Here is a 22,715-nt window from a genome sequence, read left to right as displayed (position 1 = left end):
CCATTCTGCACCGCTGGCACCAGCCGTTGCGGGGATGCGCCGATTCACAGCAAATTGCCAGCCGGCGCCCAGGTGTTTTCGAGCGCAGGTGGGTACACAGGTAGGACATCGGCAACATTTCCGTCCGGAAGGCGGTTGGCCCGTGCGCGTTCTCGTCCTAGGTGGTGACGGCTACCTGGGGTGGCCGACCGCACTGCATCTGTCCGACCGTGGGCACCAGACGGCAGTGCTCGACAACTTCGCCCGGCGCGGTTACGACCGCGAGCTCGGCGTCGACAGTCTCGTCCCGATCGAAGACCTGGACACCCGGGTGGCCGCCTGGGAAGAGGTTTCCGGGCAGCGGATCACGGCGTACACGGGTGATCTGTGCGAGGCCGAGTTCGTCGATCGTGTCCTGCGTGAGTTCCGGCCGGAGGCGATCGTGCACTTCGCCGAGCAGCGCGCCGCGCCGTACTCGATGATAGACCGGGCACACGCCGTCTACACCCAGCAGAACAACGTGATCGGCACGCTCAACCTGATGTACGCCGTCGCCGAGCTCGACCCGGACATCCACCTGGTCAAGCTGGGCACGATGGGCGAGTACGGCACGCCCGACATCGACATCGAGGAAGGCTGGCTGGAGGTCGAGCACAACGGCCGCAAGGACCGGATGCTCTATCCGAAGAAGCCGGGCTCGATCTACCATCTGAGCAAGGTGCACGACTCGCACAACCTGGAGTTCGGCTGCCGGGTCTGGGGTCTGCGCGTCACCGATCTCAACCAGGGCGTGGTCTACGGGCAGCAGACTCCGCAGACGGCGCGGGATCCACGGCTGGCCACCCGGCTGGACTACGACGCGGTGTTCGGCACGGTGCTGAACCGCTTCGTCATCCAGGCCGTGCTCGGTGAGCCGCTGACCGTCTACGGCACCGGCGGGCAGACCCGCGGCCTGCTCGACATCCGCGACACCGTCGAGTGCATCCGGCTCGCCGTCGAGAACCCGGCCGCCGCGGGGGAGTTCCGGGTCTTCAACCAGATGACCGAGAGCTACTCGGTCCGCGAGATCGCCGCCCTGGTCGCCGAGTGCTTCCCCGGCCCGGTCCAGATCGAGCACCTGGAGAACCCACGCGTCGAGCAGCCGGAGCACTACTACAACGTCAAGCACACCGGTCTCGTCGACCTCGGCCTGCAGCCGCACCTGCTGTCGGAGACCCTGATCGAGTCGATGTTCGACATTGTCGCCGAACACAAGGACCGAGTGAACCTGGCAGCCCTACTCCCCACCATCCGCTGGCGCACCTAGGAGCGCCGGGGCGGGTCAGCGGGTGCCGGCGACCAGCAGGATCGGGAGTACGGCGAGGAAGCGGTCGCGGTGGCCGCGGTCGGCTTGTTCGGCCAGCCAGCCGTCGGCGTCCTCCCGGGTGATCAGCGCCTTGGAGACCGCCGCCGACGCCGCACCCTCCAGTTGCTTGGCCAGCTGCCGGTACTCCGTGACTACCTCGGTGTGGACGACGACCTCGACGTCATGGAAGCCGGCGTCGAGGAGCAGGTTGCGGAAGCCACGGGCGGCCCGGGGCGCGACCGATCGCGACTCCAGGCCGAGCTCAATCACGTCCGTCAGGTCCTGGTCGTCGCTGTCGAGCATGAGGAAGCCGTAGTCCTGGCCGACGAGCACTATCCGCCCGCCGGGCCGGAGTACGCGCCAGGCCTCCGCGATCGTCGGCCGCGGGTCGGGGAGCAGATGGAAGAGTCGGGCGGCGCGGTAGCCGTCGACCGACTCGTCCTCGAGCGGCAGCTGGTCGGAAGGTGCCACGTGAAACACCGCGTCCGGCGTACGGGACCGCGCGGTGGCGATCGCGGCGGGGTCGGAGTCCACGCCGATCGTCTTGACCTGCGCCCGGCTCAGCTCATCGACCGCGTGCCCGGCACCGCAGGCCACGTCGACGCAGGTGTCGCCGGGTCCGAGGCGGAGCAGACGGTACGACTCGGCCCGCAGCGCGAGCGCACCGGGCGTCTGTTCGATCCGGTCCAGAAATGTCGTTTCACCCATGAAACCAACGGTGCAACTTCAGGTGCACCTGAAGTCAAGACCGGCGGTCACCCGGCACGAGTGACCGCCGTTGCGAGCATCAGTCCATCGAGACCTTGTCGAAGATCGTGGTGGTGAAGCGGACGTCCACACCCACCTCGTCACCGACAGCCGGCGGTGCCACCGACGAGGGCAGGAAGAGCATGCTGGCCTGCATGTGCGGCGGCTCGGCGAACCAGCGCTGCTTGCCCTCGATCGAGAACGGCGACAGGGCCATCCCGGCCGCGTCCAGGCTGCCCTTGGCCATCGCGATCGCGCGCTGCCGGACGGTTGCCGCCGCAGTGGGGGCCTCCAGGCCGACACCGTGCGCAGTACCGCCGGAGACCACCAGGATGTGGCCGTCGCCGGCGACCCGGCGCTGCCGGTAGCCGACGCGCTCGCCCCGGCGTACGGAGTGGACGTCGAGAACCGTCGCGCGCACGGTGAAGGCGCCGCGGTCACCGAGCCAGAGACCGGTGCCCATCCGGAGCTTCACGTTCTCGCCGATGTCCGCGAGCTTCTGCACCGGCACGTGCGACACCCACAGCGGTCCGTTGCGGACCGCCCGGGCAGCGCGGCCGAGCTCCTGAGCCTCCCGGATGTTCGCGGACGTCCCGCCCGCGCCCATCGGGAAGTGCAGCGACCAGCCTTCGAACTTGATCCGATCCAGCGCGTTCAGCAGCATCGTGTGCCGCAGCTCGCGGGCGCCGATGCCGTGCCGGCGCATCGAGGTCTGCACCTCGATCAGGACCCGGCTGCCGGCCGGGATCGAGACCAGGTCGGCCAGCCGGCTGACCGTGTGGATGACGTTCTTGCCCTGCGGGATCTCCAGGAACGGGCGCCAGGGCGAGAGCACCACGACGTCGTCCTTGAAGTCGGGCGGCACCTCGGTGTAGGTGCCGACCGCGACCGTGCGCGCGCCGAGCGCGCGGGACTCGGCCAGCAGCCGGGTGTTGCCGACGCCGTACCCGTTGCCCTTGGCGACCGGGATGATGTCGGGGTTCCACGTGGAACGGAGGTGGTCGCGCCATCGATCGGAATCGATGTGCAGGATCAGGGGCATGTTGTCATCGCCGTCTCATGTAGAGGTCGAATGCGGTGTAGAGCGCCTTGTTCAACGGCAGATCCCACTCACCGACGTACTCGACGGCTTCGCCGCCGGTGCCGACCTTGAACTGGATCAACCCGACATGCGGGTCGTTCGGGTCCAAGGTGTCGGTGATGCCCCGTAGGTCGTACACGGACGCGCCCGCGGCGAGCGCATCCGACATCATCCGCCACTGGATCGCGTTCGATCCACGGACGTCTCGCTTGGCGGTCGAGCTGGCACCGTAGGAGTACCAGGAGTGACCGCCCACCCGGACCCAGATCGTCGACGCGACCAGATCGCCTTCGTGGTAGGCGTTGTAGACCCGGAAGTCACAGCAGTCGGCGGGCTGGTGGGCCATCGCCTCGTACATCTTCACGAAGTACGGCAGCGGCCGCGGGGTGAAGTGGTCCCGCTCGGCCGTCTCGACGTACAGCGCGTGGAAGGCCTTCAGGTCCTCGATCGTGCCCTGGCTGACCTCGACGCCGAGTTTGTCCGCCTTCTTGATGTTGCGCCGCCAGAGCTGGTTCATGCCCTTCAGCAGGTCGTCCTGGCTGCGCCCGGCCAGCGGCACCTGGAAGACGTACTGCGGCTGGCCCGCGGCGAAGCCCTCGCCGGTCCGCGGCGGCTTCCAGCCGAGCGCGCGGAGCTGGGCCGACACGGTCGCGCCGGACGGCTCGATCACGTCCGGGCGGACGTCGCCGAGCTTCGGCTGCTGACCGCCGGCGATGGCGTCCTTGATCGTCTTCGCCGACCAGCGGCGGGTCGCCACCGGCGGACCCATCCGCAGGCCGAACGCGCCCTGCTCCTGGGTGTGTGCCGCGAGCGGCCGCAGGTAGGCGCCGAGGTCGATCGCGTCCCAGTCGATCACCGGGCCCTCGGGCAGGTAGGCGAGATAGCGCTTGACCTTCGGCATCTGCCGGTAGAGCACCAGGGCGACGCCGACCAGCTCGCCGGGAAGACCCGGTGTGAACCAGCCCAGTGACTCGGCCTTCCACTCGCTCTTCACCGCCGCCCACCCCGGGGTCTGCAGGAAGCTCGCCGACGGCTGCGCCGCCAGATAGGCGGCGTGCTGCTCGGTCGAGATGGTCCGGATGCTCAAGTCACTCACGGTCGGTCAGGTTACCGGCCCGCGGCGCCAGACCGTAGCCGAGCCGGAGAGCCGGGTCGGCTAAGTTCGTGGTTTACCGCGGGGAGAGGGGGAATCGAATGGGTGCGCCGAGTGACCGTCCGCTGCGTGCGGACGCCCAGCGCAATCGCGAACTCCTGCTCGACGCCGCGGCCAAGGCCTTCGTGAAATGCGGCCTGGAGGCGACGCTGGAGGGGATCGCCAAGAACGCGGGCGTCGGGATCGGCACGCTCTACCGGCACTTCCCGACCCGCGAAGCGCTGGTCGAGGCGGTCTACCGCAACGAGCTCGCGGCGGTCTGCGCCGCCGCCCCCGAACTGCTCACCGCCATGCCGCCGGTCGAGGCGACCCGGGCCTGGATGGACCGCTTCGTCGACTTCATGACCCGCAAGATCGGCATGGCCGACGCGCTCCGGGCGCTGATCGCCTCGGGCGCCGACCCGTACGCGCACAGCTTCGAGCTGCTGGTCGGCGCGATCCAGCCGTTGCTGGAAGCGGCTGCCGCGGCCGGCGAGATCCGCGAGGACTTCGCCGCCGAAGACGTGCTGGCGAGCCTGAGCGGAGTCGCGCTGGCCGTCGGCTCCAACCGCGAGCAGGCCGGCCGCCTGCTCGACCTGCTCCTGGACGGGCTGCGCTACCGCGCCTGAAGCCGGGCGCGGATCAGGAACCGATGGTTCCGTACGACGAACGGCCCGGTGGCGCGGATCTGCTCGTCCAGCTTGCGGAGCGCCGGTTCGTACTTGTCCACATCGAAATCGGGAACCTGCCACGGGATCGCCTTGAGGTGGTACACCAGCGCGCCGACGTCGGCGAAGGCGAACTCCGGGTACTCCTCGCAGACCTCGGGCGTCTCGAAGCCCTGACCGACCAGGGCCTGCACGAGGGCGTCCGCAGTACCGGCTTCGGGGGAGCCCGGCGGGACGGCGCTGGCCGGAGCGCCGAGTGCCTCGTTGATGCCGCGGTCGTTGTCGCCGCCGACTTGCTGGGTCAGCAGGATGCCGCCGGGGCGTAGTACCCGGGCTACCTCGGGCGGGGTCAGTCGGCCGTGGCGGTTGAGGACCAGGTCGACGGAGTTGTCACCCACCGGCAGTGGTTCCGTGCCGGCGTGCATGCGCACGTCGACGCCGAGCGGGGCCAGCCGGTCCCGCGCGATCGGCAGGTTGGGGAGGTGGCCCTCGGTCGCGATGGTTGTCTCCGGCAAGGGAGCGAACGAGGCCAGGAGCTCGCCGCCACCGGTGTCCAGGTCGAGGGCGCGGGTAACTTGCCGCAGCTCGCCCCGCGCCACCTCGTCGTACGACCAGGACAGTGGGCGACTGGTCGCCCTGTCGCCGAGCCATCCGAAGTCCCAGCCTTGGAAGGAGGCGGAGAGAGCCTGGTCGACGAGCCCGGCGTAGGGAAGCATGCGCTCCACCGTACGGACGGCGGCGGGCCGGTGCACCGCGTTTTCTAGGGTGGGGCCATGGAGAAAGTGGCGTTGGTGACCGGGTCGACCTCTGGGATCGGGGAGGCGACGGCTAGGCGGTTCGCCGCTGACGGGATGACAGTGGTGGTGCACTCGCGCAGTAGCCGCGAGGCGGGAGTGGCGCTGGCGGCTGAACTCGGTGGGAGCTACCTGCAGGCTGATCTCGAGCAGGAGGACGAGGCAGCCGGGCTGGTGCCACAGGTGCTCGCCGCGCACGGGCGTCTCGACGTACTGGTGAACAACGCCGGCATCAGTTGGCCGGTGCCGCACGCCGAGCTTGATGCGCTGACCGCCGCGGACTGGCGCCGGCTGCTCGAGGTCAACCTGATCGCACCGTGGCTGCTCTGTACTGCGGCCCTGCCGGCGCTCCGCGAGTCGCGGGGCGCCATCGTGAACGTCACCAGCCATGCCGGAGTCCGCCCGAAGGGCAGCTCGATCGCGTACGCCGCGAGCAAGGCGGCGCTGAACCACGTGACCAAGCTGCTCGCGGCGGCGCTCGGACCCGAAGTACGGGTGAATGCGGTCGCTCCCGGGCTGGTCGACACCCCGATGACCGCTGACTGGACTGCCGCCCAGGAGCTGTGGAAAACCGTGAGCCCGATGCGGCGGGCAGCGCAGCCGTCCGATGTCGCCGACCTGATCGCCGCGATGGCCGGGCACACCTACCTCACCGGTGAAGTCGTGCTGCTCGACGGAGGCCTCAACCTGACGCGCTGACGGGGTCGCCCGCTTCGGCGGTTTGTCGGTGGCTGCTCCTACGATCGGGCGATGGCCGCCTTGAGTCAGGACTTCCGGCGGCTCTGGGCCGCTTACGCGATCAGCGCGATCGGGAGCGGGATCGGGTACGGCGCCCTGCCGCTGGTCGCCGTATTAGTCCTGGACGTCAGCACCTTCCAGGTGTCGCTGCTGGCCGCCCTGTCGGCGGTGGCAGGCGCAGTGCTGGCACTGCCGATGGGGGACTTCATCGAGGAGCACCGCAAGCGGCCGGTGATGATCGCGGCGGACCTGGTGCGGTTCGGAGCGCTGCTGAGCGTGCCGGTGGCCGCATGGCTCGGCGTGCTCACCTACAGCCAGCTCTGTGTCGTCGGCGTTGTCCAGGGCGCCGCGCTGATCGCTTTCACGGCCGCCAGCGGCGCGCACCTGAAGGCGCTGGTGCCGGCCGCGGGCCGAGCTGAGGCGAACAGCCGGTTCGAGTCGACCACCTGGACCACGCTGAGCGTCGGTCCGCCGATCGGAGGCGCACTGGTCACCCTGGTCGGAGCGCCGCTCACGCTGGCGATCGATGCCTGCTCGTTCCTCCTGTCGGCCCTGGGCGTCCGCCGCATCCGCCGGCCCGAGCCTGCACCGGTACGCCGCCAGACCCGTCGCGACCTCACCGCCGGCTGGCGCTACATCTGGCGCGATCGCGGCCTGCGGGCCCTGTTCTGGAACTCCCAGCTCTTCGGCGGCCCGCTGATGATGACCGCCCCGCTGCTCCCCGTGCTCATGCTCCGCGACCTGCACATGCAGCCGTGGCAGTACGGCTTGGTGGCCGGCGTGCCGTGTCTCGGTGGTGTGCTCGGCGCCTGGCTCGCACCTCGCCTCACCCGCCGGCTGGGGCTGCACCGGATGCTGCTCCTCTTCGGCGTACTGCGCACGCCGTGGATGCTGTTGTTGCCCTTGGCAACGCCGGGTCTCGACGGCTTCGTGCTGCTGATCGTCGCCGAGACGTGTCTGCTGGTTGCCGCCGGCGCGTTCAACCCGTCCTTCGCGACGTACCGGATGGAGGTGACCGACGACGGGTTCATGGCGCGGGTGCTCACGTCGTGGTCGATCACCTCGCGATCGGTGCAGCCCTCGTTCATGGCGGCGGGCGGCGTACTGGCCGGGTTGACCAGCCTGCGTACGGCGATGGTGGTCGCGGGTGCGTTGTGCCTGGTCAGCGCCTTCGTGCTGCCGTGGCGTTCGGTCAGACGAGCCGCATCGCCTGTGCCAGCCTGACCAGGTTGGCCATCACGCCGTGGTTGTCGTCCATCGCGTCGAGGTAGCCGATCGCCTCGTCCGGCGGGAGGACCAGGACCTCGGTGACCTGCTCGCCGTCCGGGGGATTGGTCGGCTTGGCATCGACCACGACGTCGACGACGTAGTTGGCCCAGTACGAGACCGGATGCGGCAGATGCGGCCGGTACGGCGCTGGGCGGCGGTGGTCGGCCCGATGCCCGCCCAGCCAGATCAGCGGGCCGATCACTCGGGCGCCGGCCTCTTCGAGGAGTTCACGTTCCACCAGCTGGTCGACCGTCTCGTCCGGCTCGCGGGTGCCGCCGGGCAGGAACCGCCAGCCCAGGTCGTTCGCGCAGACCACGATGCCGCCGTCGGTCCGGCCGACGATGTGGGCGTTGCTGATCAGTTCGTCGGGCGGCTGCTCGGTGCCGAACTGGACGTCGAGTTCACCCCAGGGCCAGTGGCCGGGTGCGTACAAGTCGGGAAACCGATCCGCCCAGGTCTGCATCAAGTCATTCTCACCTGCTGCGGGTCCGCAGCCGGTCTGCGGTAGCGTCCCGCGCATGGCTGCTGCCGAACCGAATCCTGAACGCGCCCAGCGCACCACACTGCGCTTCCTGTGGGCCTGCGTCGCGCTCACCGTGGTCGTCGGCGTGTTCCTGGTCGCCGACGTCGTCAAGTCGGCCGACAGTTACGGCACCGGGGCCTGGGTCGGAGTCGTGCTGGCCACGCTCGCCATCCTCGCCCTGACCACCCTGTACGTCGCATGCGCGCTGGGCCGGGTCACGCTGGGCACCCAGGTCGGCCGGACGAACCTGTTCCAGCTCTCGGCCATCTGCCTGGTTACCGCGGTGGGCGCCGACATCCTGATCCCCGGCCGCGACACCGGCGGCCTCGCACTCCTGCTGCCGTGGGGCATCACCTACTGGCTGCACAACCTGAACCGCGCCCCGGCCGACTCCTAAAGATGAGTCCGGAGGTAGTCGAGGTCGGCCTTCTGGCCCTGCTCGCCGTTCGGTGTCTCGACCACGACGGGAGCGTCGGCGGCCTGCACCACCGCGACGATCTGCGCCGGGTCGATCTCGCCCTCCTCGAAGTTGCTGTGCCGGTCGGCGCCTGAGCCGAACGCGTCGCGCGAGCCGTTCGCGTGCACCAGGTCGATCCGCCCGGTGATCGCCTTGACCTTCTCGACCACCGTCGGCAGATCCTCGCCGGCCGCGTGGAAGTGACAGGTGTCCAGGCAGAAGCCGACCCGGTCGACGTGCTCGTTACCGGACTTCTGCACCGCGTCCCACAGCCGGGCGATCCGGTCCAGCTTGCGGGCCATCGCGTTCTCGCCGCCCGCGGTGTTCTCGATCAGCAGCGGGACCGGCAGGTCGGCGCGCTCGATGCACTTGCGCCAGTTGTCGAAGCCCGCCTCGGGGTCGTCGTCCTCGCCGACGTGCCCGCCGTGCACGATGACGCCCTTGGCGCCGATCTCGGCGGCCTTGTCGAGCGTCTGCTGCAGCAGCTTGCGGCTCGGGATCCTGATCCGGTTGTTCAGGGTCGCCACGTTCAGCCGGTACGGCGCGTGCACGTACAGGTCGACGCCGGCGGCCTCGGCGCGAGACTTCAGCGCCTCCGCGCCGTCGGCGTACGCGACCTTCGGCGCCTTGTAGTCCTGCGGGTTGCCGAGGAAGAACTGGACCAGCTCGGCTCCCCGGTCGGCGGCCTCGGCCAACGGGTCGATCTGCTCGACGTGCGCCCCTAGCTTCAAGCTCATGCCAGTCACCCTATGACCGGCCGCCGACAATTCCTGGCGACCCCCAGCCCTCGGAGCGGGTGACCGGCCTGGCGTCCTCCACCGGCGGCTGGACCGGACGGCCTTCGAACTCCGTAGAGAGCACCACGTGGGTGTTGATCTCCCCATGCTCGCCGAGCCGCTCGAACAACCCTTCCAGGTGCCGCATGGAGGCCACCCGGACCCGGAGCATCGTGCAGGAGTTGCCGCTGAGCTTGTGGATCTCCAGTACTTCGGGGAAGTCCTGGGCGCGCGTCGTCTTCAACAGGCAGCGCCCGGTGGTGCACCGCATCTGCACGAAGGCGGACAGCGGCTGACCCGCACGAGCCGGATCGACCTGCGCCTTGTAGCCGACGATCACGCCGGACTCCTCCAACCGTCGTACCCGGTCGGCAACGGCCGGTGGCGACAGGTTCACCCGCTTGCCGAGCTGGTTGTACGACAGTCGCCCGTCAGCCTGCAGCTCGGCCAGGATCTGCCAGTCGGTGGCGTCCAGGTTCCGCTCCTGAAAGGTCATCTGCCCAGAACACCTTCGATATCGCTTCTCCGCAAGGCCTGATGCCTTATTTCGCGCATTCTGTGGACAGATCAGCCTTTCTAGCGTTGAGACATGCTGATTCCCGTCATTCTGGCCGCCGCCCTGATGAACGCCGCGATGGTCGCCGCAAGCGCCGTGAGCACGATCCTGGTCGCTGAAGACCTGTCACCGAGTCTGGGCGGACTGCCGAACACTGCCGGCGTACTGGGCACGGCGGCTGGCGCAGTGGCCGTCGGCAGGTGGACCGCCCGTGTAGGACGGGCTCAAGCTCTCAGGGCGGGGTACGGCGTGGCTGTGGCGGGCGGTGCCTTGACAGTGCTCGCCGCTGTCGGTGCACCCGTCGCGCTGCTCTTCGTAGGGATGTTCCTACTCGGCGCAGGCAACGCGGCAAGCCTGCTGTCCCGGTACGCCGCCGCTGACGCGGTAGACCCCCGGCGACGAGCCGCAGCCATGAGCACAGTCGTCTGGGCCAGTACTGCGGGCGCGGTCGGCGGGCCGTTCCTCTTGCAGCCGGCCCAGTCGGTGGCGACCTCGCTCGGGTTGCCGCCTCTGGCAGGACCGTTCCTGCTCGCTGTGGCCGCCACCTTCGCGGCACTGCTCGCAGCCAGCCGGATCCGCCCGCCCCAGCAGCCGCAGTACGAGGTGCGGCGGCCCGGGACGCAGTACGGGGAGTCGCCGTCGCGGTGCTCTGAGCCGGACGGCGAGAAGGCTGTGGAGGTGCGAGTTCGCTGGGACGCGACGGTGGCTGTGGCTGCTGGGGTGATGTTGATCGGGCACCTGGTGATGGTCGCGATGATGACCTCCGTGCCGGTCCACGCGCATCATCACGGGCAGGGGCTCGGAGCGCTCGGGCTGATGCTGTCCGTCCACACGCTGGGGATGTTCGCCTTCGCGCCCATCACCGGCTGGTGGATCGACCGAGCCGGGCCGCGGCCGGTGGTCATCGCCGGACTCGTCACTGTGATCGTCTCGGCACTGGCAGTGGCCGGACCGAGTGGATCGACCTTCACGCTGGCCCTGTTCGCGCTCGGCTACGGCTGGAACCTCTGCTATCTGGGTGGCAGCGCCATGCTCGCCGGTGGGTCCCGCCTCGAGAGTCGCGTCGAAGCCGGGGTTTGGGCGGTCTCGGCCATCGCCACGGCCGCGTCGACCTGGCTCTTCTCGGCCGGTGGGTTCCTGCTGCTGGCGGTAGTCTCCGTAGTACTGGGTCTTCCGTTGCTCGTGGTGGTCGCCTGGCGCCGGCGGCCGGCCGCGCCGAGTGGCCCGGTTCCGGTCGAAGCCCTCGCGGCGCCGGAACAGGCCTGTGGATAGTGGTCAAGAGCACGTCCAGGCGCTGGTATTCTGTTGGTGTGGGCCCGGTCCTTCGACCGGGCTTACTGCTTGACCCAAAAGTTCTACCCGTTCGACGCCGACGGCGATTGTCGGCGCCGGGCACGCATCGCCCTCCTGCCACGGAAAGACCGTGGCCGCCAAAGTCCGAAGGAGGTGGAGTTCGCGCATGCGTCGTTATGAAGTCATGGTGATCCTCGACCCTGAGCTCGAAGAGCGCACCGTGGAACCGTCCCTCGACACGTACCTGAACATCGTCCGCAAGGAAGGTGGCACGGTCGAGAAGCTCGACATCTGGGGCCGTCGCAAGCTGGCCTACGACGTCAAGAAGAAGTCCGAGGGCATTTACGCCATCATCGACCTGACCGCCACGCCGGCGGTCGTGAAGGAACTCGACCGTCAGCTCACGCTGAACGAGTCGATCCTGCGCACCAAGGTCATCCGTCCGGACCAGCACTGATCCCTGGGGTCGTCAGCAGCTCCAGTGTCGGTGCCATCCGCTACTGATAGCTGTAGACACAGCCACACCCGAAAGCAGGAGGAACGGCAATGGCAGGCGAAACCGTCGTCACACTGGTCGGCAATCTTGTCGACGACCCTGAACTCCGGTTCACCCCGTCCGGTGCGGCCGTCGCGAACTTCCGCGTCGCGTCGACCCCGCGGACGTACGACCGGCAGTCAGGTGAATGGAAGGACGGCGAGTCGCTGTTCCTGAGTTGTTCCGTCTGGCGGCAGGCCGCGGAGAACGTGGCCGAGTCGCTGCAGCGCGGCATGCGCGTCATCGTGCAGGGCCGGCTGAAGTCGCGCTCGTACGACGACCGTGAGGGCAACAAGCGCACGGTCTTCGAGATCGACGTCGACGAGGTGGGCCCGAGCCTGCGCAGTGCCACCGCCAAGGTGACCAAGGCGATGCGCTCCGGTCCCGGCGGCGACGGCGGCGGCTTCGGCGGTGGCGGTGGCGGCAACCAGGGTGGCGGTTTCGGCGGTGGGCAGGGTGCTGCCCCGCAGAACGACCCCTGGGCGACGCCGGCCGGTGGCGGCGGCGGCGGCCAGTCCGCTCCGCAGAACGACCCCTGGGCGGGCCAGAGCGGTGGCGGCTCGATGGAAGAGCCGCCGTTCTGATCCGGTCGGAACACACAAATACCCGAGTGACCATTCCGGCAGTAGCCGGGCTCTAGTAGTAGGAAGAGAGCACCACAATGGCCAAGATCATTCGGAAGCCGAAGAAGAAGGTCTGCGGCTTCTGCAAGGACAAGGCAACGTACGTCGATTACAAGGACACCGGCTTGCTGCGCAAGTTCATCTCCGACCGCGGCAAGATCCGCGCGCGTCGGGTGACGGGCAACTGCGTGCAGCACCAGCGCGATGTGGCCACCGCAATCAAGAACGCTCGCGAGGTGGCTCTGCTGCCTTACACGAGCACCGCTCGCTGAGGGAGGTCTGAGACATGAAGCTCATCCTGGCGCAGGAGGTCGAGGGCCTCGGAGCCCCCGGCGACATCGTCGAGGTCAAGGACGGTTACGGCCGCAACTACCTCGTACCGCGTGGTCTGGCCATCGGCTGGACCCGTGGCGCGGAGAAGCAGATCCAGTCGATCAAGCGGGCGCGTGACGCCCGGGCGATCCAGGGCAAGGAGCACGCGAGCGAGGTCAAGAACCAGCTCGAGCAGCTCGGCGTCAAGCTGGACGTGAAGGCCGGCGAGACCGGTCGCCTGTTCGGTTCGGTCACCCCGGCGGACATCGCCGGCGCGATCAAGTCCGCCGGCGGCCCGCTGGTCGAGAAGCGTGCGATCGCGATCGGTTCCCCGATCAAGACCACCGGCAAGCACCAGGTCTCGGTGCAGCTGCACCCCGACGTGGCCGCCACCGTACGCCTCGAGGTAGTAGCCGTCTAAGGCCCCACACCTCAAGCAACACCACGAAGGCCCGCCTCCCCAACCAGGGAGGCGGGCCTTCGCATTTACACGCCCCATCCTGCACCTGCCGCCGGCCGCCGTCTGTGCGGGTGCCTGCGGCAACCACCTTCGAGTGGGGTGTTCAGGCTTGTTGTGGGGCCGGCCATTCTTTGGGTTTGGGGTCGCTGGCTGTGCCGGTGTTGGGTTTGATGATGCCGGGCCAGTCGACTGGGGTGGGGTCGTCCGCCGAGCCGCCGGTGCTGTTCGGTACTTGGACTTCTGGCCAGTCGGGCGGAGTCGGATCGTCGGCCGCGGCTGCTGTGACGTTGGGTGTCAGCAGCATCAATGTGCCGAGGAGGCCGGCCAGCAGGCGGGTCCTCACTTCTTTTCCAGTGCGTACAGGACCGAGTTGTGGACGACGATCGCGTGCGGACCCGCCACACCCCACGGCCGGGCCGTCTCCTTGGGCAGCTGGTAGAACTTGCCGGCGGGCGTACCGGCGTACGGGTTGCTGGCGAGGGTGCCGTAGACCGTCGTGCCGGTGATCGACTGGGGCTGGAAGTTCTTGATGAACACGGTTTTGTTGGTGGTGTAGTTGATCGTGCACTCACCCCAGGCCGCGACCTTGCGAGCGTCGTCCGGCACCCATCGCCAGCCACCTACCTGGCTCATACTCACGTTCGGGCAGGTGGCGAGGATGGCGCCGTTCGCGGTGGAGTTCACCGTGGGGATCACCAGTTCGGGGGACTTGGTGTTCCAGACGACCAGCGCCTGACCGGGGCTCGCGGCAACGATGTGGTGGATGTCGGTCGCGCCCCTGGGCCGCTTGGGCTCCAGCGTTGTCGTCTCCTTGCCGGGCTCCTGCCAGTACAGCGGACCGCCGTACCGCGCCAGCAGGGCCTTCTCGCCCTCGGCCAGCAGCAGAGTTGCCGATCGGGGCGGGGTCGGGAGCGTCTTGAGCTCGCCGCCCGAGACGACGCTCGCGCCGGCATTGCTCCTCAGCACGATCAGCGGCGACGTACCGAAGAAGCTGACTCTCGCCGAGTCCGGGAGCTGCAGCTCGGTGGCTTGCGCGCCGTCACCGGCCCAGTAATACAGGGTTTCCGGCGCCGCGACCGCGACAACCCGCTTGGAGTCGATGGTGGTGTAGACGGGGCTCAGCGCGCTGCGCGGCACCTTGTCCTGCCACAGCACCTTGCCGGAGCTGTCGAAGACGGCGATCTTGTCGTCCTTGGTGATGATCGCGACCTCGCTGCCGTCCGGCGAGACGGCCGGATCGGTGCCCCGCTTGAGGTCCACGGTCCAGCTGGCGTCGACGGTCCAGCCCGGCGGCGCCGGCCGGGCGAACTGGTCCGGACCGACACTCGGAGTGGGCAGGGCCGGCAGCTTCGGCGAGACGGTCGGTTTGGGGGCGGCGTCGGGCGGCCGCAGCACGACCAGGTAGACGACGGTCGCCGCGATCAGCAGGCCGGCCACCACGGTCGCCACGATGATCGGCCAGATCGGCTTGTTCTTCTTGGTGTCCACCTCGACGGACTCGACCTGGCCGTCCGGGTGGATGATCAGCGGCCAGGAAGCACCGTCCGACTCCACTGCGGTCGCCTTGACCGCACGGCCGAGCTGGGCCGCCCGCTCGCTGACGAGCTGGATCGCGGCCTGCCGGGGATCGTGGTGGTTGACCGGGTGACTGCGCCCGGCGATCTTCACCTCGGCGTTGTGGTCGTCGTACAGCCGGATCGTCACCTTCGGCCAGGATGGGATGCCCTTCTCAGCCACCGTGACCTCTCATTCCAGCCACAAAACTCCCTCGTTGGTCCGTCTCCGACCACGCCGTTCTAGCATGTCGTGGCCCGTAACTCATGCTTCGGCCCGATGGCATGCCAGAACACGAGCCGACCGGCTCGTCTGACCCCGACAAGGGGGTAGAAACATCCTCGCCTGTGGATGGGTCACGCCAGCGCACCCGGATAGCGAGAGAATACTGTGGGCGACAGCCTGTGACGCACCGCGAGAGGAGGGGCCATGACGCAACCACAGCAGAATCCGTGGACTCGGCAACTACCGCCGGAGCCGGGTCCGCTGCAGCAGCAAGGCCCACCCCAGCCCGCGGATCTGACGCCACGAGGGCCGGTCGCGCCACAGCACGGCGTACCGGCACCGGCGGAGGATCAGCGGCTGCCCAAGTTCGCCATTCCCGCCGCCGACACCTTGTGGTGGGTGGGCGTGCACGGCGGATCCGGCGAGACGACGATGTCGTTGCTGCTGCCCGGCACCCGCGCTGCCGGCCACCGCTGGCCGATCCCGCCGCCGCCGGTGCCGACCCCCGTGGTCCTGGTCGCCAGGACGCACGGTTCGGGTCTGCGGGCGGCTCAACGCGCCGCGATCGAGTGGGCGTCCGGTGTGGTTCAGGGAGTGGCGGTGCTCGGTCTCGTGCTGATCGCCGACGCTCCTGGCCGGTTGCCCAGGGTTCTGGACGACTTCGCCGACATCGTCGGCGGCGGCGTCCCCAGGGTCTGGGACATTCCCTGGATCGAGGAGTGGCGAAGGGGGGAAGATCCCACACCCGACAACACCCCGGACGAGGTTTTCGAAGTTCTTGAATCCATCTACGCTCTTCGCGCGTCGAATCAAGCGGGTTACCCCGCCCCCTACTGAAAGGCCACACCGCGATGATGTTGGTACAACTGATCCCCGACTTGATCATGGGCGGTCCCGGCGCCGAGCCACCCGGCGCGGACAAACTCCTCAAGATCGTCGACTGGGTGCGCTGGATCGCGTTCACCGTCTGCATTCTCGGCATCCTGATCGCCGGCGCCATGATGGCCGTCGGCCAGCGCCGTGGTGAAGGTGGCGAGCACGCGGCCCGCCTGGGCTGGGTGATGGCAGCATGTGTCGTGATCGCGTCGTCGACGTTGCTCGTGGAAGCGCTCAAGTGATCCCGGCCAACCGGCAGCAGCTGGTCGCCGGAGGCTGATCGGGAGTGGGACTGTTCAGCAGGGACCCGGACGCCGATTCCGGGGACGCCGACACCGGGAGCGACGGATCCGCCATCTGGCAGGAGCGTGGGTTCGTCGCCTCGGCGATCGTCATCGGCGCGGTTCTGGTGTGTCTCCTGGTCTGGGTCTTCGCCGGTGGCGACAACACCCCGACCGGCCAGGCGTCACCGAACCCGACCGCGACGGCCCTTCCCACCGAGCAGCCCACTGGTGAGCCGACCGACCCACCGGCGACTCCGACCGAGGAGCCGACGACCGAGCCGACCGGTACGGCGACCACGCGCCCGACCACCAGGCCGAAGCCGGGCGTGGGCGGGTGCAAGACCAAGAACCCGGATCAGCGCAGACCCAAGACGACGCCCACGGCCGTGACGTGGGAGTTCGAGGCGGACATGCTGATCCCGCTGCAGCAGGAGGCGGGACCGGCGGTGATGAGCAGTGCCGGCGTCCGCTCCTGTTTCGCCCACTCGCCGACCGGCGCGGTCGTGGCCGCAATGGTGACACTGGGGCAGATCCGCAACCCGGACCTGACGATGACCGTGCTGCAGGAGCGGTTCGTCGCCAACCAGGGGCGCAAGGTGGCCCTCGCCGAAGGCCGCGCGACGCCGCCCACCCAGAATCCGGAGACTCCGCAGATGGCGCAGTTCACCGGGTTCAAGGTGCTCGACTATCTGCCGGATCGCGCGATCATCGCGGTCGCGGTCCGGCTCGACGACGCCAAGGTGGCCTCTCTCCCGGTCACCATGGCCTGGGCGGACGGTGACTGGAAGGGCGTGCTGCAGACCGACGGCAGCTTCAACGGTGAGGCCGAGCCCGACGTGTTGCAGTCACTGGATGGCTACGTCCGCTTCGGAGGCGCCTGATGATCCCGCTGATCAACTGCATGTGGCCGCCGAACTGGGGCGAGTGCATCAGCCGGTTCCTGGAGAAGGCGGTCGAGGTGGGGATCGGCGGACTCTTCGGGCTGATCCTCGATGCGATCAAGTTCCTGGTGGTGCAGGCCGTCACCGAGGTGATGAAAGCGGTCGGCTTCCTGTGGATCAAGATCGACTCGCCGGACGTGGAGAACCACGAGACGGTCACGTTCGTGACGAGCCACACGCAGTACATCCTGGTGGCGGCCGCGTCGATCGCGGTGATCGCCGGTGCGATCAAGATGGCGGTCTCCCAGCGCGGTGAACCGCTGCGCGACATCATGAAGAGCCTGATCACGATGGCGATGGTGTCGGCCGGGATCACCGCCTTCGCCTCGTTGCTGATCCGGGCCTCGGACGAGTTCTCCGAGTGGGTCATCAACCGGGCGCTGGGCGGGGGTACGCAGTTCTCCGACCAGCTCACCCAGAAGATGGTCAGGCCGATCGAGGACGCCGGGCTCAGTCTGGCGCTGGTGATCCTGGTCGGCATCCTGATGGTGATCAGCGGGCTGGTCCAGCTCGCCCTGATGGTCATCCGCTACGGGATGCTGATCCTGCTGGTCGGTGTCCTGCCGCTGACCGCCTCGGCCACGAACACCGAGATGGGGATGATGTGGTTCAAGCGGTCGATCGCCTGGCTGGTCGCCTTCGTGATCTACAAACCGGTGGCGGCGCTCATCTACGCCACCGCGATCAAGCTGATGTCGTCGCCGACCGACAGCACTCTCAAGGTGATCACCGGGGCGACGATGATGGTGATGGGGATCGTCGCACTGCCCGCTCTGCTCCGTTTCGTGTCGCCGAAGGCGGCCTGACATGAAGCTGATGTTGATCACACTCTGCTCGGGCGACTGGCTCGACTGCCTGACCGAGTACGTCAAGAAGGCGCTCGGAACCGCCGCCGGAAAGTTGATCGACTTCATGTTCGAACCGATTCTGAAGATCATCGCCGAGGCAGTCGGCACCATGTTCACCACCATCGGCACGTTCTGGGTCTTCGTGAAGACCCCTGGGGTGGGCAACGAGGACACCGGGGCCCCGGCCAGCGAGACGGTCGGCTGGATCTGGGCCCACACGCAGTACATCGGCATCTCCGTCGCCGTCCTCGGCGTGATGGTGGCGGCCATCCAGATGGCGATCAGCCATCGTGGCGAGCCGCTGCGGGACCTGCTCCGCTCGCTGATCACCTTTGCCGTCGTGTCCGCTTTCGCCATCGGCGCGGTGCAGCTGCTGATCCTGTTCGGTGACCAGTTCGCCAACTGCATCGTCACCACGGCGATGCAGAACGACGGGTCCGGCTGGCACTGCACCAAGGAAGGCGATCTCCCCAAGTCCGGTACCGCTTTCGGTCAGGCGATGATCGCGGTGATGGGCTTCAGCGCCGCGGGCGGCGGGGCCGGTATCGGACTGCTGATCACGATCGGCATCCTGACCCTGATCGCGTCGGTGATCCAGGTCGTGATGATGATCGTCCGGACCGGGATGCTGATCCTGCTGCTCGGCGTACTGCCGATCGCGGCGGCGGCGACCAACACCGAGATGGGCAAGGGCTGGCTCAAGCGCATCATTTCCTGGCTGCTCGCCTTCGTCCTCTACAAACCCGTGGCGGCGCTGGTCTACGCGACCGCGCTGCGGCTGGCGTCCAACAACGGCCGCGGGCTGAAGTTCACCGGCGAGGCGGTCGGCGCCCAGGTGATGAACATGGTCGTCGGAATGACGATGCTGGTGCTGGCCCTGTTCGCGCTGCCCGCGCTGATGCGCTTCATCGCGCCGATGGTCGCGGCGACCGCCGGTTCGGCCGGCGCCGGCATGCTCGCGGCCAAGATGATCGGCGCGGACAAGATCGCCGACAAGGCGAGCGAGGCCACCAAGAGCGAGAGCGACGGGCCCAGTGGCGCCCGCAACGTCGGCCGGTCGAGTCAGCAACCGTCGGGCCCGAGTGGCTCCCAGAATCGAGCATCCCAGCCCAGCGGTAGCGGCGGCGGTTCGCCCGGAGGCGGCGGTGGCGGAGGAGGCGGCGGTGGCGGAGGAGGCGGCGGTGCTGGAGGCGGCGCAGGCGGTGGTGCTGGAGGTGGCGCCGGCGGTGGTGCTGCTGGAGGTGGCGCCGCTGGAGGTGGCGCGGCCGGTGGTGCGGCCGGCGGTGGCGCGGCTGCGGGCGGTGGTGCTGCCGCGGGTGGCGCTGCGGCAGGCGGTGGAGCCGCGGCCGGTGGTGCGGCGGCCGGTGGTGCGGCGGCCGGTGCGGGTGCCGCGGCCGGTCCGGTCGGTATCGCGGTGGTCGCCACCGCGGCCGCCATCAAGAAGGGCGCCGAAATGACCAAGGAAGCGGCTCAGGCCGGCGCCTCGGAAACGATCGACAACGACGCGATGGATGAGGGACCAAGTGGCAGCGGCTGACAACGTCCGGACCGCCCCGCGCACCTACGGAAACTGGCGCCAGCCGGCCTCGGCCGGTATCGCCGGCCTGGGGTCGCTGGGCACCGGCATCATGATGGGCGGCCTGGTGCTGACCATCATCACCCTGACCGCGGCCGGCCTCGGCCCGGCGCTGGTGGTGATGTTCCTCGTGGGCATCGCCCTGCTGCTGCTGATGACCAAGGACAAGCACAACCAGTCCGCCCTGCAACGCCTCTCGACCCGTATTGGATGGCAGCGAGCAAAGATGGCCAAGCACAACATCTACCGGTCCGGTCCGCTCGGACGTACTCCGTGGGGCAAGTTCCAGCTGCCCGGTCTCGCGGCGGCCTCCCAATTGAGTGAGTTCAAGGACTCCTACGGCCGGCCGTTCGCGCTGCTGTTCTACCCGAGCACCCGGCACTTCACCGTGGTGATCAACGCCGAGCCGGACGGCGCTTCCCTGGTCGACGAGGACCAGATCGACGTCTGGGTCGCGCACTGGGGTCAGTGGCTCGCCTCGCTCGGTCACGAGCCGGGTATCGTCGCCGCCTCGGTGACGGTCGAGAGCGCACCGGACACCGGGATCCGGTTGCGCCGCGAGGTCACCAACAACATGCAGGACGGCACCCCGGCGATCGCCCGGGCCATGCTCACCGAGGTCGTACAGACCTACCCGGAGGGTTCCGCGCTGGTCTCGGCCCGGGTCGCGCTGACCTTCAAGGGCACCGACCGCAACGGCAAGCGCCGCAAGGAAGAGGACATGGGCCGCGAGCTCGCGTCCCGGCTCCCGGCGCTGACCCAGAGCCTGAACTCCACCGGCGCCGGTGCGGCCCGTCCGGTCACCGCGCAGGAGCTCTGTGAGGCCGTGCGGATCGCCTACGACCCGGCGGCCGCCGGTCTGATCGACGAGGCCCGCAGCCAGGGCATGTCCCCCGAGCTGCAGTGGACCGATGTGGGCCCGGCCGCTGCCCAGGCGTTCTGGGACAAGTACCGGCACGACAGCGCCTGGTCGGTCACCTGGCAGATGACCCAGGCCCCGCGCGGCGAGGTCTTCTCGTCCGTCCTGTCCCAGCTGGTCGGCCCGCATCCGGACATCGACCGTAAGCGGGTCACCCTGCTCTACCGTCCTCTTGACGCGGCGACCGCGGCCCGGATGGTCGAGGCCGACAAGCGCAACGCGTCCTTCCGGGCGACCACGTCGTCCCGCCCGTCGGCCCGGTCGATGGCCGAGGCCCGGGCGGCCGACCGGACCGCGCAGGAAGAGGCGCGCGGTGCCGGACTGGTCAACTTCGGCATGGTCGTCACCGGCACCGTGATGACGCCCGAGCAGATCCCGGACATGGTCGCCGCGATCGACAACCTCGGCGCGACCGCCCGCGTGCTGCTGCGCCCGGCGTACGGGTCGCAGGACTCCGGGTTCGTGGCGGGCCTGCCGCTCGGCATCGTTCTGCAGAGCCACCTGTCGGTCCCAGCCGGTCTCCGGGAATCGCTATGACCCAGGGGGAGTCACTGTGAGCAAGCAGAAGAAGCCGGTCGACCCGTCCCGTGGCGGCCGGCGGCCGATGCCGCGCGGTTGGCCCGGCCCGGCGCGCGGCTACTCGACGTACTTGCAGGCCCCGCAGGAGTGGCGCGGTACGACGGTCCAGGTCTGCGGCATGTGGCCGTTCTCGGCCGGCACCGGCAGCCCGATGGTCGGCGTACCGATCGGCCGCAACATCCTGTCCGGCGCGACCATGTGCTGCGACCCGATCAGCTGGTTCATGCGGGCCAAGCTGATCTCCAACCCGTCGATGTTCGTGCTCGGCAAGCCCGGTCTGGGCAAGTCGACGATCACCCGGCGGATGGCGCTCGGCCTCGCCGGCTACGGCGTGATGCCGCTGGTGCTCGGCGACCTGAAGCCGGACTACAAGGACCTGGTCGTGGCGCTCGGTGGGCAGGTGATCGAGCTCGGTCGTGGCCGTGGGCACCTGAACGTCCTCGACCCGGGCGAGTCCCGGCGGGCGGCGTTGCGGCTGACCGGCAGCGCGCGGCAGGCGATCCAGGCCGACGCGCACGGCCGCCGGTCCACGATGGTCTCCGCGCTGATCTCGATCATGCGGTCCGCACCGCCGACCGACCGCGAGGAGACCATCCTCGACGAGGCCCTCAAGGTGCTCGACGAGCGGCACGAGGGCACTCCGGTACTCCGTGACCTCCTGCAGGTCGTCCAGGAAGCACCGGACCGGGTCCGCGACGTCGCGCTCGACCGCGGCAGCATGGACCGCTACCGGCAGATCACCGAAGGCCTCGAAGCGTCGCTGATCGGTCTGGTCGGTGGCGGCCGGCTCGGTGAGATCTTCTCCGAGCAGACCGACCAGCCGATGATGCTGGACCGCCCGGTCGTCTTCGACGTCTCCAACATCGACGACTCCGAGACCAGCCTGCAGGCCGCCGTACTGCTGGCCTGCTGGTCGTACGGGTTCGGCGCGGTGGCCGTCTCGCAGGCGCTCGCGGACGCCGGTCTGGAGCCTCGGCGGCACTACTTCGTCATCCTCGACGAGCTCTGGCGGGTACTGCGGGCCGGCCGCGGTCTGGTCGACCGCGTCGACGCCCTGACCCGGTTGAACCGGCAGCGGGGTGTCGGGATGGCGATGATCTCGCACACGATGTCCGACCTGCTGGCGCTCGAGCACTCCGAGGACCGGATGAAGGCGAAGGGTTTCGTCGAGCGTTCCGGGATGGTCATCTGCGGTGGGCTGCCGCGTGCCGAGATGGAGAACCTGACCGCCGTCGTACCGCTGTCCGGTGAAGAGCAGAACATGCTGATCGGCTGGCAGGACCCGCCCGCGTGGGACCCGGCCACCGGTGAGGAAGCCGCACCGCCCGGCCGGGGAAACTTCCTGGTCAAGGTCGGCGGCCGCCCGGGCATCCCGGTGCACGTGTCGCTGACCTCGGTCGAGCGCGAGATCAACGACACCAACAAGCTGTGGAAGACCGGCGAGGACGGCCGGCCCCTGAAGGTGGAGATCGCCGAGGACGGTACCGAGGAGGTCCTCGAGGAGTACACCTTCGACGACCCCACGATGACCGCCCTGCCACCACCGGACCCGACCACCAGAGTCGTAGCCCGCACGGGAGTTGACGAATAGTGACCCCCATCCGGCCTCCGCACATTGTCTCCGG

General features: G+C 68.8%; 26 protein-coding genes. 17 read left to right on the top strand and 9 right to left on the bottom strand.

The features are described 5' to 3' along the window. Positions 1–142: 142 nt before the first annotated feature. Positions 143–1,285 carry an NAD-dependent epimerase/dehydratase family protein gene (locus tag ACQPYM_RS41445; RefSeq protein WP_433012692.1) on the top strand — a complete coding sequence of 381 codons (1,143 nt, stop codon included), beginning with the start codon at positions 143–145 and terminating at the stop codon, positions 1,283–1,285. Between the two features lie 15 nt (positions 1,286–1,300). Here ACQPYM_RS41445 and ACQPYM_RS41440 read toward each other — a convergent pair whose 3' ends face one another. From ACQPYM_RS41440 to ACQPYM_RS41430, 3 genes are all read right to left on the bottom strand, one after another. Further along, entirely contained in the window at positions 1,301–2,032 is a 732-nt protein-coding gene (locus tag ACQPYM_RS41440; protein WP_433012690.1) for a methyltransferase domain-containing protein, read from the bottom strand. Positions 2,033–2,111: 79 nt separating this feature from the next. Beyond that, positions 2,112–3,113 carry an alanine racemase gene (locus ACQPYM_RS41435; protein ID WP_433012687.1) on the bottom strand — a complete coding sequence of 334 codons (1,002 nt, stop codon included), beginning with the start codon at positions 3,111–3,113 and terminating at the stop codon, positions 2,112–2,114. 4 nt (positions 3,114–3,117) lie between these two features. Beyond that, positions 3,118–4,248 (bottom strand): lipid II:glycine glycyltransferase FemX, encoded by a 1,131-nt coding sequence (locus tag ACQPYM_RS41430; RefSeq protein ID WP_433012684.1) that lies wholly within the window; start codon positions 4,246–4,248, stop codon positions 3,118–3,120. A 98-nt stretch (positions 4,249–4,346) separates the two neighbouring features. On the opposite strand from ACQPYM_RS41430, the gene ACQPYM_RS41425 reads away from it, so the two are divergent. After that, entirely contained in the window at positions 4,347–4,913 is a 567-nt protein-coding gene (locus ACQPYM_RS41425; RefSeq protein ID WP_433012681.1) for a TetR/AcrR family transcriptional regulator, read from the top strand. On the opposite strand, the gene ACQPYM_RS41420 is transcribed toward ACQPYM_RS41425, so the two are convergent. Then, positions 4,901–5,668 carry a class I SAM-dependent methyltransferase gene (locus ACQPYM_RS41420; protein WP_433012678.1) on the bottom strand — a complete coding sequence of 256 codons (768 nt, stop codon included), beginning with the start codon at positions 5,666–5,668 and terminating at the stop codon, positions 4,901–4,903. The two genes, ACQPYM_RS41425 and ACQPYM_RS41420, sit on opposite strands and share 13 nt — an antisense overlap. 57 nt (positions 5,669–5,725) lie before the next feature. Here ACQPYM_RS41420 and ACQPYM_RS41415 point away from each other — a divergent pair, with 57 nt between their 5' ends. Both ACQPYM_RS41415 and ACQPYM_RS41410 read left to right on the top strand, forming a co-directional pair. Then, on the top strand, positions 5,726–6,445 hold the full coding sequence (locus tag ACQPYM_RS41415; protein ID WP_433012675.1) for an SDR family NAD(P)-dependent oxidoreductase: 720 nt from the start codon (positions 5,726–5,728) through the stop codon (positions 6,443–6,445). Positions 6,446–6,496: 51 nt separating this feature from the next. After that, complete coding sequence (locus tag ACQPYM_RS41410) at positions 6,497–7,708, top strand: MFS transporter (RefSeq protein WP_433012672.1); 1,212 nt, start codon at positions 6,497–6,499, stop codon at positions 7,706–7,708. On the opposite strand, the gene ACQPYM_RS41405 is transcribed toward ACQPYM_RS41410, so the two are convergent. Next, on the bottom strand, positions 7,677–8,216 hold the full coding sequence (locus tag ACQPYM_RS41405) for an NUDIX hydrolase (RefSeq protein WP_433012669.1): 540 nt from the start codon (positions 8,214–8,216) through the stop codon (positions 7,677–7,679). The two genes, ACQPYM_RS41410 and ACQPYM_RS41405, sit on opposite strands and share 32 nt — an antisense overlap. A gap of 55 nt (positions 8,217–8,271) precedes the next feature. On the opposite strand from ACQPYM_RS41405, the gene ACQPYM_RS41400 reads away from it, so the two are divergent. After that, positions 8,272–8,673: a hypothetical protein gene (locus ACQPYM_RS41400; protein ID WP_433012666.1), complete on the top strand. Its 402-nt coding sequence runs from the start codon at positions 8,272–8,274 to the stop codon at positions 8,671–8,673. On the opposite strand, the gene ACQPYM_RS41395 is transcribed toward ACQPYM_RS41400, so the two are convergent. After that, entirely contained in the window at positions 8,670–9,470 is an 801-nt protein-coding gene (locus ACQPYM_RS41395; RefSeq protein ID WP_433012663.1) for a deoxyribonuclease IV, read from the bottom strand. The genes ACQPYM_RS41400 and ACQPYM_RS41395 overlap by 4 nt on opposite strands. Positions 9,471–9,480: 10 nt before the next feature. Further along, a complete protein-coding gene (locus tag ACQPYM_RS41390; RefSeq protein WP_433012660.1) occupies positions 9,481–10,005 on the bottom strand; it encodes an Lrp/AsnC family transcriptional regulator in 525 nt (174 codons plus the stop codon). A 93-nt stretch (positions 10,006–10,098) separates the two neighbouring features. On the opposite strand from ACQPYM_RS41390, the gene ACQPYM_RS41385 reads away from it, so the two are divergent. The 5 genes from ACQPYM_RS41385 to rplI all read left to right on the top strand — a co-directional run bounded on the left by ACQPYM_RS41385 (position 10,099) and on the right by rplI (position 13,249). Beyond that, complete coding sequence (locus ACQPYM_RS41385) at positions 10,099–11,337, top strand: MFS transporter (protein WP_433012658.1); 1,239 nt, start codon at positions 10,099–10,101, stop codon at positions 11,335–11,337. Between the two features lie 187 nt (positions 11,338–11,524). Beyond that, positions 11,525–11,815: a 30S ribosomal protein S6 gene (gene rpsF, locus ACQPYM_RS41380; protein ID WP_164601910.1), complete on the top strand. Its 291-nt coding sequence runs from the start codon at positions 11,525–11,527 to the stop codon at positions 11,813–11,815. A gap of 89 nt (positions 11,816–11,904) precedes the next feature. After that, the gene (locus ACQPYM_RS41375) at positions 11,905–12,477 is read left to right on the top strand and encodes a single-stranded DNA-binding protein (RefSeq protein ID WP_433012654.1); all 573 of its coding nucleotides are present in this window, start codon (positions 11,905–11,907) and stop codon (positions 12,475–12,477) included. Positions 12,478–12,554: 77 nt separating this feature from the next. Then, the gene (gene rpsR, locus ACQPYM_RS41370; RefSeq protein ID WP_020390880.1) at positions 12,555–12,788 is read left to right on the top strand and encodes a 30S ribosomal protein S18; all 234 of its coding nucleotides are present in this window, start codon (positions 12,555–12,557) and stop codon (positions 12,786–12,788) included. A 14-nt stretch (positions 12,789–12,802) separates the two neighbouring features. After that, positions 12,803–13,249 carry a 50S ribosomal protein L9 gene (rplI, locus tag ACQPYM_RS41365; protein ID WP_360277183.1) on the top strand — a complete coding sequence of 149 codons (447 nt, stop codon included), beginning with the start codon at positions 12,803–12,805 and terminating at the stop codon, positions 13,247–13,249. Positions 13,250–13,391: 142 nt separating this feature from the next. Here rplI and ACQPYM_RS41360 read toward each other — a convergent pair whose 3' ends face one another. Together ACQPYM_RS41360 and ACQPYM_RS41355 are read right to left on the bottom strand one after the other, a co-directional pair. Then, positions 13,392–13,631 (bottom strand): hypothetical protein, encoded by a 240-nt coding sequence (locus ACQPYM_RS41360; protein ID WP_433012650.1) that lies wholly within the window; start codon positions 13,629–13,631, stop codon positions 13,392–13,394. Next, positions 13,628–15,025: a hypothetical protein gene (locus ACQPYM_RS41355; protein ID WP_433012647.1), complete on the bottom strand. Its 1,398-nt coding sequence runs from the start codon at positions 15,023–15,025 to the stop codon at positions 13,628–13,630. The genes ACQPYM_RS41360 and ACQPYM_RS41355 overlap by 4 nt, the downstream gene beginning before the upstream one ends. 246 nt (positions 15,026–15,271) lie before the next feature. Between ACQPYM_RS41355 and ACQPYM_RS41350 the strand changes: the two genes are divergently transcribed. From ACQPYM_RS41350 to ACQPYM_RS41320, 7 genes are read left to right on the top strand one after another with little or no spacing between them, the layout of a single operon-like run. Continuing rightward, positions 15,272–15,904 carry a DUF6668 family protein gene (locus tag ACQPYM_RS41350; protein WP_360277188.1) on the top strand — a complete coding sequence of 211 codons (633 nt, stop codon included), beginning with the start codon at positions 15,272–15,274 and terminating at the stop codon, positions 15,902–15,904. A 17-nt stretch (positions 15,905–15,921) separates the two neighbouring features. Further along, positions 15,922–16,185 (top strand): conjugal transfer protein TrbC, encoded by a 264-nt coding sequence (locus ACQPYM_RS41345; protein ID WP_433012643.1) that lies wholly within the window; start codon positions 15,922–15,924, stop codon positions 16,183–16,185. A gap of 44 nt (positions 16,186–16,229) precedes the next feature. Continuing rightward, positions 16,230–17,108: a hypothetical protein gene (locus ACQPYM_RS41340; protein WP_433012640.1), complete on the top strand. Its 879-nt coding sequence runs from the start codon at positions 16,230–16,232 to the stop codon at positions 17,106–17,108. Then, positions 17,108–17,974 carry a hypothetical protein gene (locus ACQPYM_RS41335; RefSeq protein ID WP_433012637.1) on the top strand — a complete coding sequence of 289 codons (867 nt, stop codon included), beginning with the start codon at positions 17,108–17,110 and terminating at the stop codon, positions 17,972–17,974. Before ACQPYM_RS41340 ends, ACQPYM_RS41335 begins: the two co-directional genes overlap by 1 nt. A 10-nt stretch (positions 17,975–17,984) precedes the next feature. After that, positions 17,985–19,553 (top strand): hypothetical protein, encoded by a 1,569-nt coding sequence (locus ACQPYM_RS41330; RefSeq protein WP_433012634.1) that lies wholly within the window; start codon positions 17,985–17,987, stop codon positions 19,551–19,553. Continuing rightward, positions 19,528–21,048: an SCO6880 family protein gene (locus ACQPYM_RS41325; protein ID WP_433012631.1), complete on the top strand. Its 1,521-nt coding sequence runs from the start codon at positions 19,528–19,530 to the stop codon at positions 21,046–21,048. The genes ACQPYM_RS41330 and ACQPYM_RS41325 overlap by 26 nt, the downstream gene beginning before the upstream one ends. A gap of 16 nt (positions 21,049–21,064) precedes the next feature. Continuing rightward, on the top strand, positions 21,065–22,681 hold the full coding sequence (locus ACQPYM_RS41320) for an ATP/GTP-binding protein (RefSeq protein WP_433012628.1): 1,617 nt from the start codon (positions 21,065–21,067) through the stop codon (positions 22,679–22,681). Positions 22,682–22,715: the final 34 nt, after the last annotated feature.

Source organism: Kribbella sp. CA-294648 (genome assembly GCF_050943845.1).
Classification (GTDB): Bacteria; Actinomycetota; Actinomycetes; order Propionibacteriales; family Kribbellaceae; genus Kribbella.
Note: the sequence above shows the minus strand (reverse complement) of the source record. Positions and strands in the feature narration are given on the sequence as shown.

Coding starts and splice junctions, on each gene's coding strand:
- rpsF (WP_164601910.1), top strand. CDS start 11,525: ATGCGTCGTTATGAAGTCATGGTGATCCTCGACCCTGAGCTCGAAGAG.
- ACQPYM_RS41335 (WP_433012637.1), top strand. CDS start 17,108: ATGATCCCGCTGATCAACTGCATGTGGCCGCCGAACTGGGGCGAGTGC.
- ACQPYM_RS41405 (WP_433012669.1), bottom strand. CDS start 8,216: ATGCAGACCTGGGCGGATCGGTTTCCCGACTTGTACGCACCCGGCCAC.
- ACQPYM_RS41395 (WP_433012663.1), bottom strand. CDS start 9,470: ATGAGCTTGAAGCTAGGGGCGCACGTCGAGCAGATCGACCCGTTGGCC.
- ACQPYM_RS41440 (WP_433012690.1), bottom strand. CDS start 2,032: ATGGGTGAAACGACATTTCTGGACCGGATCGAACAGACGCCCGGTGCG.
- ACQPYM_RS41435 (WP_433012687.1), bottom strand. CDS start 3,113: ATGCCCCTGATCCTGCACATCGATTCCGATCGATGGCGCGACCACCTC.
- ACQPYM_RS41375 (WP_433012654.1), top strand. CDS start 11,905: ATGGCAGGCGAAACCGTCGTCACACTGGTCGGCAATCTTGTCGACGAC.
- ACQPYM_RS41410 (WP_433012672.1), top strand. CDS start 6,497: ATGGCCGCCTTGAGTCAGGACTTCCGGCGGCTCTGGGCCGCTTACGCG.
- ACQPYM_RS41390 (WP_433012660.1), bottom strand. CDS start 10,005: ATGACCTTTCAGGAGCGGAACCTGGACGCCACCGACTGGCAGATCCTG.
- rpsR (WP_020390880.1), top strand. CDS start 12,555: ATGGCCAAGATCATTCGGAAGCCGAAGAAGAAGGTCTGCGGCTTCTGC.
- ACQPYM_RS41350 (WP_360277188.1), top strand. CDS start 15,272: ATGACGCAACCACAGCAGAATCCGTGGACTCGGCAACTACCGCCGGAG.
- ACQPYM_RS41420 (WP_433012678.1), bottom strand. CDS start 5,668: ATGCTTCCCTACGCCGGGCTCGTCGACCAGGCTCTCTCCGCCTCCTTC.
- ACQPYM_RS41425 (WP_433012681.1), top strand. CDS start 4,347: ATGGGTGCGCCGAGTGACCGTCCGCTGCGTGCGGACGCCCAGCGCAAT.
- ACQPYM_RS41325 (WP_433012631.1), top strand. CDS start 19,528: ATGAGGGACCAAGTGGCAGCGGCTGACAACGTCCGGACCGCCCCGCGC.
- ACQPYM_RS41330 (WP_433012634.1), top strand. CDS start 17,985: ATGTTGATCACACTCTGCTCGGGCGACTGGCTCGACTGCCTGACCGAG.
- ACQPYM_RS41385 (WP_433012658.1), top strand. CDS start 10,099: ATGCTGATTCCCGTCATTCTGGCCGCCGCCCTGATGAACGCCGCGATG.
- ACQPYM_RS41400 (WP_433012666.1), top strand. CDS start 8,272: ATGGCTGCTGCCGAACCGAATCCTGAACGCGCCCAGCGCACCACACTG.
- ACQPYM_RS41415 (WP_433012675.1), top strand. CDS start 5,726: ATGGAGAAAGTGGCGTTGGTGACCGGGTCGACCTCTGGGATCGGGGAG.
- ACQPYM_RS41345 (WP_433012643.1), top strand. CDS start 15,922: ATGTTGGTACAACTGATCCCCGACTTGATCATGGGCGGTCCCGGCGCC.
- rplI (WP_360277183.1), top strand. CDS start 12,803: ATGAAGCTCATCCTGGCGCAGGAGGTCGAGGGCCTCGGAGCCCCCGGC.